At 35.9% G+C, this 14,817-nt stretch carries 12 protein-coding genes; 1 reads left to right on the forward strand and 11 read right to left on the reverse strand.

Features of this window, described 5'->3' with window-relative positions; genetic code table 11:
• Positions 1-403 precede the first annotated feature (403 nt).
• The 9 genes from GWK10_RS10670 to tgt all read right to left on the reverse strand — a co-directional run bounded on the left by GWK10_RS10670 (position 404) and on the right by tgt (position 10,683).
• Positions 404-1,519, reverse strand: coding sequence for an adenylate/guanylate cyclase domain-containing protein (locus GWK10_RS10670; RefSeq protein WP_164032353.1), 1,116 nt, complete (start codon positions 1,517-1,519; stop codon positions 404-406).
• Positions 1,520-1,593: 74 nt separating this feature from the next.
• The gene (locus GWK10_RS10675; RefSeq protein ID WP_164032354.1) at positions 1,594-2,685 is read right to left on the reverse strand and encodes a serine hydrolase domain-containing protein; all 1,092 of its coding nucleotides are present in this window, start codon (positions 2,683-2,685) and stop codon (positions 1,594-1,596) included.
• Between the two features lie 100 nt (positions 2,686-2,785).
• Complete coding sequence (locus GWK10_RS10680) at positions 2,786-3,538, reverse strand: LytTR family DNA-binding domain-containing protein (protein WP_164032355.1); 753 nt, start codon at positions 3,536-3,538, stop codon at positions 2,786-2,788.
• Between the two features lie 30 nt (positions 3,539-3,568).
• The gene (locus GWK10_RS10685) at positions 3,569-4,888 is read right to left on the reverse strand and encodes an asparagine synthetase B (RefSeq protein WP_239540744.1); all 1,320 of its coding nucleotides are present in this window, start codon (positions 4,886-4,888) and stop codon (positions 3,569-3,571) included.
• Positions 4,866-6,410, reverse strand: a complete 1,545-nt coding sequence (gene dnaB, locus GWK10_RS10690) for a replicative DNA helicase (protein ID WP_164032356.1) — start codon at positions 6,408-6,410, stop codon at positions 4,866-4,868. The genes GWK10_RS10685 and dnaB overlap by 23 nt, the downstream gene beginning before the upstream one ends.
• 170 nt (positions 6,411-6,580) lie before the next feature.
• On the reverse strand, positions 6,581-7,534 hold the full coding sequence (locus tag GWK10_RS10695) for an acetyl-CoA carboxylase carboxyltransferase subunit alpha (protein ID WP_164032357.1): 954 nt from the start codon (positions 7,532-7,534) through the stop codon (positions 6,581-6,583).
• A gap of 55 nt (positions 7,535-7,589) precedes the next feature.
• Positions 7,590-8,483, reverse strand: a complete 894-nt coding sequence (locus GWK10_RS10700) for a DMT family transporter (protein ID WP_164032358.1) — start codon at positions 8,481-8,483, stop codon at positions 7,590-7,592.
• On the reverse strand, positions 8,470-9,549 hold the full coding sequence (locus GWK10_RS10705; protein ID WP_164032359.1) for an LptF/LptG family permease: 1,080 nt from the start codon (positions 9,547-9,549) through the stop codon (positions 8,470-8,472). Before GWK10_RS10705 ends, GWK10_RS10700 begins: the two co-directional genes overlap by 14 nt.
• 3 nt (positions 9,550-9,552) lie before the next feature.
• Positions 9,553-10,683, reverse strand: a complete 1,131-nt coding sequence (gene tgt, locus GWK10_RS10710) for a tRNA guanosine(34) transglycosylase Tgt (RefSeq protein ID WP_164032360.1) — start codon at positions 10,681-10,683, stop codon at positions 9,553-9,555.
• A gap of 239 nt (positions 10,684-10,922) precedes the next feature.
• Between tgt and GWK10_RS10715 the strand changes: the two genes are divergently transcribed.
• Positions 10,923-11,303 (forward strand): LysM peptidoglycan-binding domain-containing protein, encoded by a 381-nt coding sequence (locus GWK10_RS10715; RefSeq protein ID WP_164032361.1) that lies wholly within the window; start codon positions 10,923-10,925, stop codon positions 11,301-11,303.
• Positions 11,304-11,389: 86 nt separating this feature from the next.
• On the opposite strand, the gene cmk is transcribed toward GWK10_RS10715, so the two are convergent.
• Both cmk and lon read right to left on the reverse strand, forming a co-directional pair.
• A complete protein-coding gene (cmk, locus tag GWK10_RS10720) occupies positions 11,390-12,082 on the reverse strand; it encodes a (d)CMP kinase (RefSeq protein WP_164032362.1) in 693 nt (230 codons plus the stop codon).
• A 262-nt stretch (positions 12,083-12,344) separates the two neighbouring features.
• A complete protein-coding gene (lon, locus tag GWK10_RS10725; protein WP_164032363.1) occupies positions 12,345-14,795 on the reverse strand; it encodes an endopeptidase La in 2,451 nt (816 codons plus the stop codon).
• Between the last annotated feature and the right edge of the window lie 22 nt (positions 14,796-14,817).

A 14,817-nucleotide genomic window follows, 5' to 3' on the forward strand; every position in this document is an offset into this window, starting at 1 on the left:
CAAGTTTTACTATTTGGAAGAAGTAAGTGTAGCTTTTTCAGCCGGTTTGTTTTTGAAAAAACTTTATATTCGAAGAACAATATATGTTAAATTATTGTTTAAGAGTTTATATTTTTAACAAAAAAATCAGCCTAGATTCAACCAGTAAAAAAATAATAAGAAAAAAATTCTGCAAGTGAGTACAAAGAGGTGCTTCAAAGTGGGTTGAATATTTCTTAAATGTTTCTTATTAAGAATGGATTAGTCGACTAAATATTAAACAATTAAAAATAAAATCGTCATTTACTTAATCAGTCATTCAACTTCCCAATTCTAGCCAGCAACTTAACCTCAATATTCGATACCTGTTGTATTAGCCCTACATATTTGATACGAAAACCACTGCTCATTAAAAAAGCTAGGCTTATCTAGAAATACTATAAAGCTCAACTGCTTCAGTTTTTCCTCGAAGAACTATTTCTCCTTTTTTGTCCATATCCCAGTTTTTGGAATTGCTTAATCCATCTTTCAATTGACCCGAAATCAATATTCGTGTATTGTAATTATTGCATTCGGCTTGAATACGAGCTGATGTATTCAAAACATCCCCCGTATAAACAATCTCTTTTTTTAGCACACCAATCTGCCCAGCGGACACTTTACCAATATGGTAACCGGCTTTAAATTCTGGTACTAATCCAAAAGATTTTATGAAACGTTCTTCATGTTTTTTAATGGCTTCTTCTATTTTAAAGTAACATTCAATGCAATTATTATTCAATAGACCAACTTCCTCAGGCCATGTAACTACAATTTCATCCCCGACATATTGATAGATTTCTCCAAAAGTTTCAAGTATTGCATTGGTCATATATGAATAATACAGTTTTAGCAAATTGAAATATTTAATGTGGCCTATTTCTTCTGCAATAGTAGTTGATGATTTCATATCAAGAAACATAAAAATTCGTGTTTCCTGTTTTGGCTTATGGTATTTACCGAAAGAATAGTTATACAATACTTCATTACCTAAATGCTCGATCAATTCAGAATAAAACAAGGCTAGATAGATGATTACTCCCATGTAAAAAACGAGGCTCCAGAAAGCAAAAGATGTAATAAAATCTGTTAAGCTAGTAATAATCTCTGCTTCAAAAATGCCTTTTTTCATGATTGAAGCATTTGTTACTAATGTGAATGCTACCAAAAACAAGATTATGAATAAGAGATAAAAAATACTTTTGAAAAATATTTTTATCAAAAAAGGCTTTTTACGAAACTTATATCGTAGCCAAGTAATTTCTATCCACCCTTGAATAAAACCAATTAAAAAACTACTAGACAGCGTAAACAAAAAAGAATTCAAAGGCTCATAAATGTTACCTGTAGTAGGATACAATCCGGAATTTCCTAACAAACCATACTCTAGTAACGCATAAACTAAACCAAAAATGAACCAAATAACCCCAAATGAAAGTGCCCTTTTTAAATTCCTTTTGTACTTAGGATGCATACTAAAGGTATTAGACTTGAAATTCATTTTTGGCACTGTTGTTTCAGTAAATTTAAAACAACATTGACACTTTACCTATTATGAAAAAAAGGCACGTATTATTAGTCTTCATTCAATTTCCCAACTAATCCAAGCAACGAAACGGTAATATTAGATACTTCCTGCATTGCCCCTGATGTATTTGACACCGCCACGACTGCTGACTTTTTCTCCGGAGCAATCATTAAAAAGGCACTGCAACCATACTGCCCACCAGTATGCCCAATTACATTTCCTAATTTCGGGTTCTCACCGTACAAATACCAGCCTAAACCATAACCGCTACCCTTTTTCTCGAGTCCATAATTTTTGCTCATCATTTCGAGCGAATTTTCAGAAACTAGCTTATGATCAATTAATGCCTTGGCGAACTTTAGTAGATCATCTACCGTTGAAACTACTCCACCTGCAGGAATTCTATTACTTAGATTATTAGCTTTTGCTTCCTTAATTCTTCCAGGTTTCGATTGATGATATAACACTGATTTTTGATTATCAATAGTTGTTGTATAGTTGACCTTGGTATCATTCATTCCTGCAACATCCCAAACATGAGTTTTCATATAATCTTGATACTTAAGCCCAGAAACTACTTCGATAACTCGACCTAGTAGTACATACCCATAAACCGAATATTCAAATTGAGTGCCCGGAGTAAAAAGTAATTCTCTTTCTAAAAAAACTGGAATTAATCCTTTTAGACTCAAATATGTTATTGAGTTCACGACTTCTTTTTTTCCTGCGTAATGCGGAATACCCGATGAATGCTGTAACAACTGTAATACAGTAATATTTTGGTAGTTTATGTTATCCTTAAGTTCCGGAATAATGTCTACTATGCTATCTGTAAGTTTGATTTTATTAGCTTCTACCAGTTGCATAATGGCTACCGCTGTCATAGGTTTTGCGATTGATGCAATTCGGGAAGTGTTGGCAGTAGTAAATTTTAATTTTTCCGATTTATTACGTAATCCAGCTGCCCCGGTCCAAACAACAGAATCCTTAACAATAATACCTGCGGCTATACCCATACATTCACCTTTATCAATGGCATTTTTTAAATGCGAATTTGCCTTTAGAAAATGAGATTCTTCCTGTGCTACTATAGCTGTAGTTACAAAAAGTAAGAACATTATTAATTGTAATTTTTTCATGATGATTGCCATTATTTGTTTGGTCAAACATATAATATGATTGCCAGCAAATCTAGTAATAACAGTAGTTTGGGATGAAAATATGGCTTTTAGTGACGAATTAAATAATGTTTCTCAGCTCCTCTTTATATTTTTTAGAAACGGCAATCTTTAGATCATTCACTTGAATTGTATTTCCATCGATCCATTTTACAAAATGTGAAGGGTTTACAAAATGACTTCTGTGCACTTGCTTTAATTCATCTAGTTCTGAGGTAATCGATTTTAATGTGCCACGCAATAAGGTTTTCTTCAGCGAGTCATTTAATAGATAGTATACCTCCACATAGTTTTGCGTACTTGAAATACAAACAATTTTTTCTGGCTCTACCTTTAAAATATCCGATTTATTATCACCTTTTAGCAAAATCTTGTCGCTGTCTTTTTTACTTTGTAGACGATTAATATACATGCGCCCCACAATCACGAATACTGAGATGAGTGCAAGTATCGGAACATAAATACCAATCACATATTCCCACAATGTATATGTTCCATTTACTAGATTACTTTTATAATATGGAAAGCAGAAAAGTAGGGTTGTTAAATATAGTAATACAAAAAACAGTAGTTCTAGTTTTATATTCCAAAACCCAAGGCGCCAATACAACTTGTTTTGAAAGAAAACGCATAGCATATAAGCACCAAATACCAATACCCCATAAGGTGGTAACAAAATAAGTTTAGCCTCAAAAGTTAGATCAGAAACGTCAAAGGGAGAAATAAAAATAAGAAAAACAGTAAGCCAAATACCAAGACCGAGCCCGACCATACTTTGGTCTTTATATGAAGTGTTTAGTTGAATATGCTTCATTTAAAAGTGAAAATACAATAAAACTTCAATTTAAGTTTTCTGTTTTTTCTTTCTAGCTGCAGGAAACAGCACATTATTTAATATCAAGCGATATCCAGGGCTGCTTGGATGTAGTTCTAATTCCGTTTTCGGGTCGCCTACTCTATGGGTATAATCTTCAGGGTCGTGTCCGCCATAAAAAGTAAAAAAACCTTTTCCCTTAATGCCATGAATGTATCGAGCTTCACCATTACTCTTATTCTCACCCATCACCAGGACATTCGATTTTAAGTTGTTTCGATCGTAACTGGTCGTTTGTCCCATAAAGCCTTTTACTAAAGCGGTATGATTTTGGCATAACATTGTTGGAATTGGATCCCATTTTGCAGAATAATCCATCAATGTGAAATAATCAAGATCTTTTGGGATACGTCGTTTTCTGGTCATATCAATATCAGAAAACTCATAGGTAGACGGGTTGCGTTCTAATATGAAATTGGTAAAGGCGAAAGTGTTATTAAAATCTAATTTCGATTGGTAATTCGGTTCTGATGGATCGCCATCAAACATGGGTTCACAAATGTCCACATTTTCTGCAGCTAAGGCGATGTCAAAACTATCCGTCGCACTGCACATAGCAAACATAAATCCACCACCAATTACATAATCCCGAATCGTTACCGAAACCGCTCTCTTTAATTCTGATACTTTAGGATAGCCAAGTTTAGTCGCTAAGGCCTCCATTCTCTTTTTATCATTTATATACCAAGGTGTCGTACGATAGGCACCATAAAATTTCCCGAACTGTCCTGTGAAATCTTCATGGTGTAAATGCAACCAGTCATATAGTAATAACTCATTAGACAATACTTCCTCATCATACACCACCTCATATGGTATTTCAGCATAGCTTAATGCCATTGTCACCGCATCATCCCAAGGTTGATTCGTTTTAGGAGAATACACAGCAATCTTAGGTGCTTTTTCTAGCACCACCGCTTCCATATTTTGTGATGGACTTGCTATCTCTGTTAATATCGATTCTGTCGCAGCATCTGAAAGCACTTCATAAGACACGCCCCGTATTCTACATTCCTTTTGAAGCTCCTCCGAATCAGGAATTAAGAAAGCACCGCCTCTATAGTTAAGAAGCCACTTTACTTTTTCTTGTTTTGCCAACACCCAATAGGTAATTCCATATGCCTTTAAATGTTCGTTTTGAGTTTCGGCATCCATAGGAATCAAAATATAGGATGCAAATAGGTTATGTGCACTGAATACACTCAGTAATAAAAAAAGGCAAGACCGAAATAAGATCGATCTTGCCTTTTTTGAAGCTTTTATGTTGTTAAAAAGGTACGTCATTATCATCTGGCGAATCATCATTAATACTTCCGAACGCCTCATTCGCATCAGGAAAACGATCCGGTATAAAAGGATCATCACCATCTGCATTGAGTTTCGATTGAAACTCAAAAGGCGAATCGAATTCCTCTAAATTATCAAATTTACCTAAATGACCGATGAATTTTAACCTAATATTATCCAATCCACCATTACGATGCTTAGCCACAATAAATTCTGCTTGCCCTGCGGTTGGTGAACGCTCCTCGTCATCCCACTCATCAATTTTATAATATTCGGGACGATAAATAAATGACACAATATCAGCATCTTGCTCGATTGCACCAGATTCCCTAAGGTCAGAGAGTAAAGGTCGTTTGCTACCACCACGCGTTTCTACAGCACGAGATAACTGCGATAACGCGATTACCGGTACATTCAGTTCCTTAGCCAAAGCCTTTAGGTTTCGTGAGATTGTTGATATTTCTTGTTCACGATTTCCTCCACCTTTTACAGCACTACCAGCTGTCATTAACTGTAAGTAATCGATCATGATTAACTTAATCCCATGTTGAGAAGATAGACGTCGCGCTTTTGCACGTAAATCGAAAATAGATAAGGATGGCGTATCGTCAATAAAAAGTGGTGCCTTTTCTAGCCCCTTTACTTTAACGTTTAGTTGCTCCCATTCATGCTTTTCCAACTTACCAGTACGCAATTTTTCAGAGGACAAGCCCGTTTCAGATGAAATAAGTCGGGTAATTAACTGCACTGATGCCATTTCTAATGAGAAAAATGCAACAGGAATATTTTGATCTACAGCAATATTTCGTGCCATTGATAAGGTTAATGCTGTTTTACCCATACCGGGACGAGCCGCTACAATAACCAAATCACTAGGTTGCCAACCAGAAGTCAACTTATCTAGCCTATCAAATCCAGTAGGGATACCACTTAAACCTTCTTTATTCGAAATTTCTTCGATCTTTTTCTTTGCCTGAATTACTAAACTCTGCGCAGTTTCTGAAGATCGTTTGATATTTCCTTGTGTAACTTCGTATAATTTCGATTCTGCATCATCTAAAAGACTGAAAACGTCTTTTGTTTCATCATAGGCATCTTCAATGATCTCTCCCGAGATCTTAATTAGACTTCGTTGGATATATTTTTGAAGAATAATACGTGCATGGAACTCGATATGTGCAGATGATGATACTTTTTGAGTTAATTGAATTAAGTAAAAATCTCCTCCGATTAAATCAAGCTTAGCGTCCTTTTTTAATTGAGCTGAAACGGTTAATAAGTCAACCGGCTCGCTATTTTCAAACAAGGTATAGATCGCTGTAAAAATATATTGATGTGCCTCTTTATAGAAAGCCTCTGGTGCTAAAATATCGATAACTTCATCAACACCCTTTTTATCAATCATCATTGCCCCTAATACAACCTGCTCTAAATCAGTTGCTTGCGGAGGTATTTTACCTCGCTCCAGTCCAACAACGGTACTTTTATCCAGCTTTAAAGCCTGTATAGGGTTCAGTTTTTCCATGGCTGCGAATGTAAACAAAAGGTTAACACGAGTAGGTAAAGCGGGGAGGTAGAATCTTCACTACTCGTTAACAAAGTAACTGTTAATAACTTAAATATATTGTTAATAGCGATAAAAAAAATCCAAAGTCAGAAACCTTGGATTTTGATAACAAGTGTAAAAATAGCTAGTTAGCCATTATAGACTCCCATATTGGTATATTTTTCCATTCGCTGATCGACCAATTCTTCTGGTGATAACTTTTTTAATACCTCAAAAGACTTCAAAATCGATTTTTTTACAGTCAAAAAGGTCTTGGTTCTATCAGAATGTGCACCTCCAAGAGGCTCTTTTACGATCTCATCAACAAGCTTCTGTTTTTTCATATCAGCGGCCGTTAATTTTAAAGCGTCTGCGGCTTGCTCTTTATATTCCCAGCTTCTCCATAAAATAGAAGAGCAAGATTCCGGAGAGATTACGGAGTACCAAGTATTTTCTAACATTAAAACTTTATCTCCTACACCAATACCCAATGCACCACCAGAAGCACCTTCACCGATAATAACGGTGATAATTGGCACTTTAAGACGGGTCATTTCTAGTATATTCCTTGCAATTGCCTCTCCTTGACCACGCTCTTCAGCTTCTAATCCCGGATATGCACCTGGAGTATCGATTAACGTAATCACAGGAATGCCAAATTTTTCAGCACTCTTCATCAAACGTAATGCTTTGCGATAGCCTTCAGGATTTGCCATCCCAAAATTTCGATATTGGCGCGTCTTCGTATTGAATCCTTTTTGTTGACCGATGAACATAAAACTCTGGTCATCGATTTTACCTAGACCACCAATCATCGCCTTATCATCACGAACGTTACGATCGCCATGCAATTCTAAAAAAGAATCGCCTGCAAGTGCATTAATATAATCTAAGGTATAAGGACGAGAAGGATGTCTTGATAATTGAACCCGCTGCCAAGCAGTCAAGTTCTTATATATATTCTTCTTTGTTTCTTGTAATTTCGTCTCAATTTGCTTGCAAGTATCGGTTACATCGATCTCACTTTCAACACCTATGACTTGGCATTTACTCAATTGCTCTTCAAGGTCTTTAATCGGTAATTCAAAATCCAAATATTCCATTAGATTTTTATAGATTTTAGTTAAACAACAAAAATAGTCATTTTGACTATTATGGCTACACAGCCTTTACGCTTTTTGCCTTTCGATTTTTAAGAATCCCATTTATTACTACTGTAATTAAAATTATTAGCGCTCCATAATAAAACTGTGGACTCATTTGTTCTTTATCACCTAAAATTAACCAGGCTAATAAAATACCATAAACGGGTTCTAAATTGATGGTAAGCATTACGGTATATGGGCTAAGGTATTTCATCACTGCCGTAGAAGCAATAAAAGCATAGGCCGTACAAAATGATGCGAGCAAGCCAATATACAACCAATCGGTATTTGTTAAACTAAAAAAATCAGTATTAAAATCTCCAACTATACCAAGATAAATAGTAATACCTAATACACCGATTAGCAACTCATAAAAAGAAATCGTTGTTGGGTTATTCTCTTGAACTAGCTTCCCATTAAGGATTGAAAAGAAAGCGGCGAGTAAAGACGCAACAAGTGCAAAACAAATCCCCCAGAAATAGTCTCCCTCAAATTGAAAAATAATTGCTAATCCTGCAACGACAAACAAGCCCAAAACAAGTTCATACAAAATGAATTTACGTTTGTAAATAATCGGTTCTAAAATGGAAGTAAAAAAAGCACCAGTCGCCATGGTAGCCAAAGTAACAGACACATTAGATATTTTAATGGCATGAAAAAAGCACAACCAATGTACAGCTATCAATATTCCACCAATGCTATACCACACCAATTGTTTATTGGTAATTTTCAATGGCTTTTTGGTAATTGCCATAAATCCTAATATAAGGACCGCAGCAATTAACATTCGATACCAAACTAAGGGGATGGCATCTATACTAATGAGTGCACCCAGCACGGCAGTAAAACCCCAAATAAAAACAATAAAGTGAAGATGTAGATAATTACGAAGCTTAGCGTTTGGCATTGTTCAAGAGATAAATGGCCAGAACTCCGAAAATAATATTAGGAAGCCAGACGGCTAAAATAGGTTCCATTCCAGATTTTTGAGCAAGCACTCCCAATATCTTGTCTAAAAAGATAAACGTAAATGCGATGATTATTCCAAAAGCCAAATTAACTCCCATTCCTCCTCTTCGTTTTATCGAAGACACCGCTACCGCAATTATTGTAAGTACAAAAGCCGAGAAAGGTAAGCTCCACTTTTTATATTTTACCATTAAATACCGATTGATATTAGATGAACCGCGCATTGTTTCTTGTTCTATAAACTTATTTAATGCGGTATAACTAAGTGTTTCGGCAGTATAATTATTAGGGGTAAGATCTTCGAGATCGAATTTGAACAGTGTATCGTGTTCTCGTTTTCGCTCAAAAACATCATCGCCTGGGCCTATTTTACGCTTAACGTAATTTCGAAGTTTATAAGTGCTGTCTTTATCATCCCAAGTAATACTTGCGGCAGATATTTTTAAGGTCATTTTATTATCCTCAAAATGCTCTAGTGTAAATCGATTGGCACGCTTTTTTTCAAGATTAAAACTACTAGAGTATATAAAGTCGTTAGGGCTTATTTGTTTATACAAGTTGACTGTTTCTCGAGAAGTGTCTTTTCGCTTAAGCCATTTGTATTTAAACTCATAAAAGCCTTGACTAGCATCGGGTACCAAAATAATTCCCATAAAAAACCCAAATGCAGCAACTATACCTGCGCTAATCATAAAAGGCCTAAGGAAACGAGTAAACGATATACCCGAGCTCAACATAGCGACTACCTCAGTATTGTTGGCCAATTTTGATGTGAACCAAATTACTGATATAAATAAGAAAATGGGAAATAGCAGATTGGCAAAATAGACGGTAAAGTCTAAATAATAACCAACGATCGCATCAAATGGGACTTTACGCTCTAAAAATTTATCGACCTTATCAGACACATCGACCATAATGGCGATAGGAATGAACATAATAAAAAGCACTGTAAATGTTGACAGGTACTTTTTAATAATATATCGGTCGAGTATTGTAAGCACAGCTTATAAACGTTTATCCATTTGTTTAACCATCATGTCTTTCCAGGTTCGGAAATCGCCTGCTAAGATATGTTTTCTAGCTTCGCGTACCAACCATAAATAAAATCCGAGATTGTGAATTGTAGCTATCTGCTTGCCCAATAATTCATTTACAGTGAATAAGTGTCTCAAATAGGCCTTACTATAATCGGTATCTACCCAAGTAATTCCCATTTCATCAATAGGAGAAAAATCGTCTTCCCATTTTTTATTCTTGATATTGATGGTACCATTTGCAGTAAATAACATCCCGTTTCTCGCATTTCTTGTAGGCATAACGCAATCGAACATATCGACTCCTAAAGAAATATTTTCAAGAATATTAATCGGTGTGCCTACACCCATTAAATACCGAGGTTTATCTTCTGGAAGGATCTCTGTAACCACCTCAGTCATTGCATACATTTCCTCTGCAGGTTCCCCTACTGAAAGACCTCCAATAGCATTACCAAATTGCTGGGTGTTTGCAATATATTCAGCCGATTGCTTTCTTAAATCTTTGTAGGTACTACCCTGAACAATCGGAAATAAAGTTTGGTTGTAATCGTATTTTAAAGGTGTTTTCTCTAAATGCGTAATGCACCGTTCTAACCAGCGATGCGTCATATGCATCGAATTTTTAGCATAGCTATAATCGCAAGGATATGGCGTACACTCATCAAAAGCCATAATGATATCAGCACCTATGGTACGCTGAATTTCCATTACGTTCTCAGGAGTAAAAACGTGGTACGAACCATCTATATGACTCTTAAACTTGACCCCTTCTTCTTTGATCTTTCTATTTGCAGAAAGTGAGTAGACTTGATAACCACCACTATCAGTTAAAATATTGCGATCCCAATTCATGAATTTATGCAAACCACCTGCCTTTTCTAGAATAGGTGTTTGTGGGCGTAAGTATAAATGATAGGTATTACCTAGTATAATATCCGGATTAATATCATTCTTCAATTCACGTTGGTGCACTCCTTTAACCGAAGCTACAGTGCCTACCGGCATGAAAATGGGGGTTTCAATACTACCATGATCGGTAGTTACTACACCTGCTCTCGCCTTGCTTTGAGAATCGGTTGTTAGAAGATCAAATTTCATTTACTTATAAAATCAATTGACAAAGATAACCAACTGCTTGAAGTGGTCTATTAATAAAAAGGTAAAATTACGTCCTCACTATTTATGGATATTATATCTGGATTTTATCCTAAATCTGATTTTCATCGATAAAAAAATCTTTTAGTCTAAAACCCTAATTAGCTATTAAACAATTTTTAAGACTTTTTAAAAAAACGTATCTTTAACAGTAATAATAAAAACCCATTAAAATTTAAACTATGAGTGCAAAAGCCAAATATCAAGAAGTACTAAATCTAGGAGAACAATTAGGTATCAAAGATGGTGCTGTTAATGAAGAAGGCGGTGTGTTAAAAATAAAAGGTACAGCTACGAATCAATATGAAAAAAATCAGATCTGGGATAAAATAAAAGAAATTGGTGGTGAGTCGCCATCAGATATTCAAGCGAATATTTCTGTTGAAGATACTAGCGTTTATGCACGCCACACGGTAAAATCAGGAGAGACTTTAGGAAAAATAGCTAAGCACTATTATGGAGATGCTATGAAGTACAAACAAATTTTTGCAGCCAATACGAACATTCTTAAAAATCCAGATGTTATTCATCCTGATCAAGAATTAGTAATTCCGAATTTATAAATCGGAAAGTAGAAATACGAAATATGAAAACGTCACTCTTTTTTAGGAGTGGCGTTTTTCTATTATAATTTATTTTGATAAAAAACTTATTGGAGCTCAATAACATCTTTCGTATAACTAAGCATCCGTTCTAACTGCTCTTCTAATCCCATATCGCTATTATCAATCTCAATGGCATCGTTGGCTTTTTTAAGAGGCGAATCCTCCCTGTGCGAGTCGATATAATCTCGGTCTTGCACATTTTTAAGAACGTCTGCATATTTTACATTATCACCCCTATCCAGTAATTCTTTATAACGTCGGGTAGCTCTTTTTTCTGGAGATGCAGTCAAAAAGAACTTGACTTCAGCACTAGGAAAAACAACGGTACCAATATCACGACCATCCATTACCAGACCCAAGCCTTTTCCCATTTGTTGTTGTTGTTCTACCAACTTTTTTCTCACAGCAGAAATTGCTGCAACATTACTTACATTCTTAGATACCTCCAGAGAACGAATCTCTTCTTCTACGTTCTTACCATTTAAGATAACATCCCCATTTCCAGTTTTTTCATTGAGCTGAAATGATATTTCGACGGACTTTAAGAGCGACTTTAATTTGGTTCGATCAATTTTACCATTATTGATAGCTCCAGCTTGCATTGCAGCCAAGGTTACACTGCGATACATCGCACCTGTATCGACATATACATAATTAAGAGCCTTTGCAAGTTTTTTAGCTAATGTGCTTTTGCCAGTACTGGAATATCCGTCAATGGCAATAGTAATGGAGGACATAAAGTAATAATGTTGTTTCAGGTTTTGAAATTACAAAAAATACGGTGGGGAATTTAAAATTATTTGTAGACGCAAATGCATAGCTATTACTTGGTAATTATAGTTAGCAACAGTGCATTTCTGTTTTTAACAACCGGTTCCCTTCCCTTGAGGGAAGGGTTAGGGATGGGTGTTTGTTTTATTATATAAGTAAACTTTGATTTTCTAAAGGTAGAACACCCCTTTAAATCTCTCCTCAAGAGGAGACTTTCAATAAATTACTTTAAAGCGTCTTAGCATTCTTTACCTTTTCATTGGTCAATGCTAAATCCAATACTTGACTCATATCATTGACATAGTGGAAAGTCAAGCCTTTTAAATAATCAGGTTTGATCTCTTCGACATCCTTTTTATTATCAGCACAAAGTAAAATTTCTTTAATGCGCGCTCTTTTTGCTGCAAGAATCTTTTCTTTAATTCCCCCTACAGGAAGAACTTTACCTCTTAGCGTGATTTCTCCAGTCATCGCAAGGCTTTTCTTTACCTTTTTCTGTGTAAATAATGAAACTAGTGAAGTCAGCATAGTAATACCAGCGCTTGGACCGTCTTTAGGAGTCGCTCCCTCCGGCACGTGAATATGCACATTATACTTATCAAACACATCTGGATTAATTCCTAGTTGGGATGCATTTGCTTTAATATATTCCATCGCTATGGTAGCTGATTCTTTCATAACCTTACCTAGGTTACCCGTGATACTAAGGTTTCCTTTTCCTTTTGAAAGAATAGACTCTATAAACAGAATATCACCGCCAACGCTTGTCCAAGCAAGTCCGGTTACAACTCCAGCTACATCATTATTTTCATATTTGTCGCGCTCCAGTCGTGGTGGCCCTAATACTTCTTCTACAACTTCGTCAGATATTTTGATGTCATACTCCTCCTCCATTGCGATGTTTTTCGCAGCATAGCGCACCATTTTAGCGATTTGCTTTTCTAGTCCACGAACACCACTTTCTCGAGTATAGCCTTCGACAATTTTTTCTAGCTGTTTTTTGCCCAGCTTAATGTCTTTTTTAGTCAAACCATGCTCGGTTATCTGCTTAGGAAGTAAATGCTGTTTTGCGATCTCTACTTTTTCTTCTATCGTATAACCTGTTACATTTATGATCTCCATACGATCGCGCAATGCTGGCTGAATTGTGCCAAGACTATTTGCAGTAGCTATGAACATAACTTTAGACAGGTCATAACCCATTTCCAGGAAGTTATCGTAAAATTCAGTGTTCTGTTCTGGGTCTAAGACCTCTAACATAGCTGACGACGGATCGCCCTGATGACTTGAAGATAATTTATCAATCTCATCTAAAACGAAAACGGGATTAGATGTCCCGGCCTTTTTCAAACTTTGAACAATTCGACCTGGCATAGCACCAATATATGTTTTTCTATGACCACGAATCTCTGCTTCATCACGAAGTCCACCTAATGAAATACGCACGTATTCACGACCTAAGGCTTCTGCAACTGATTTACCCAATGACGTTTTCCCTACTCCTGGAGGTCCATATAAACATAAAATAGGTGATTTCATATCGTTACGCAGTTTGATAACCGCTAGATATTCAATAATTCGTCTTTTTACATCCTCAAGACCATAGTGATCACGATCTAGTATTTTTTGAGCGCGTTTTAAGTCAAATTGATCTTTAGAAAACTCGTTCCAAGGCAAATCAAGAAATAGGTCTAAATAATTACGCTGTATGGAATACTCTGCAACTTGCGGATTCATGCGTTGCATTTTTGCAAGTTCTTTTGTAAAATGTTCCTTTACTTTTGCATCCCATTTCTTTTTCTTAGCGCGCTTTCGCATTTCTTCAAAATCTTGCTCATTGCTCACCCCGCCTAATTCTTCTTGAATGGTTTTCATCTGCTGATGCAAGAAATACTCACGCTGTTGTTGATCCATGTCCGATCGTACCTTCGACTGGATATCTTGTTTCAATTCCAATTTTTGGTACTCGGTATTCATGTGCTTTAAAGTCGTTAACGCGCGCTCCTTTAGGTCGGAAATACCAAGAATTTCTTGTTTCTCAGCAACTGACAAGCTCATATTCGAGCTAACGAAATTGACTAAAAAACTATTACTTTCAATATTCTTAATTGCAAAAGAAGCCTCACTAGGAATGTTTGGACTCTCTTTAATTATCTCTAAAGCTAGATCTTTTATAGATTCAATGATCGCAGCGAACTCCTCATTGTCCTTTTCTGGACGCGTTTCTTCAACTTCGCGCACGGTTGCTGTTAAATAAGGCTCTTCAGTTAATACCTCAGCAACTTCAAATCGCTTTTTACCTTGTATAATTACTGTGGTATTACCATCAGGCATTTTTAGTACGCGAAGTATTTGCGCTACAGTTCCAAGTGTATTAATATCTTTAGGAGAAGGATCTTCAATACTTTCGTCCTTTTGAGATACTACACCTATTAGTTTACTACCGTTATTTGCATCCTTTATCAACTTAATCGACTTATCACGACCAGCGGTAATAGGTATTACAACTCCTGGAAAAAGCACGGTATTCCGCAAAGGTAAAATCGGTAAGGTTTCAGGTAATTCTTGTCTATTTATTTCCTCTTCATCCTCTGGAGTCATTAATGGAATTAAATCCGCCTCTTCTTCTATAGATTGAAATGACAAACTGTCAATACTTAAAAATTTTGATTTACTCATATCTTCATATAAGCCATAATGT

The organism is Spongiivirga citrea (assembly GCF_010671565.1).
Classification (GTDB): Bacteria; Bacteroidota; Bacteroidia; order Flavobacteriales; family Flavobacteriaceae; genus Spongiivirga; species Spongiivirga citrea.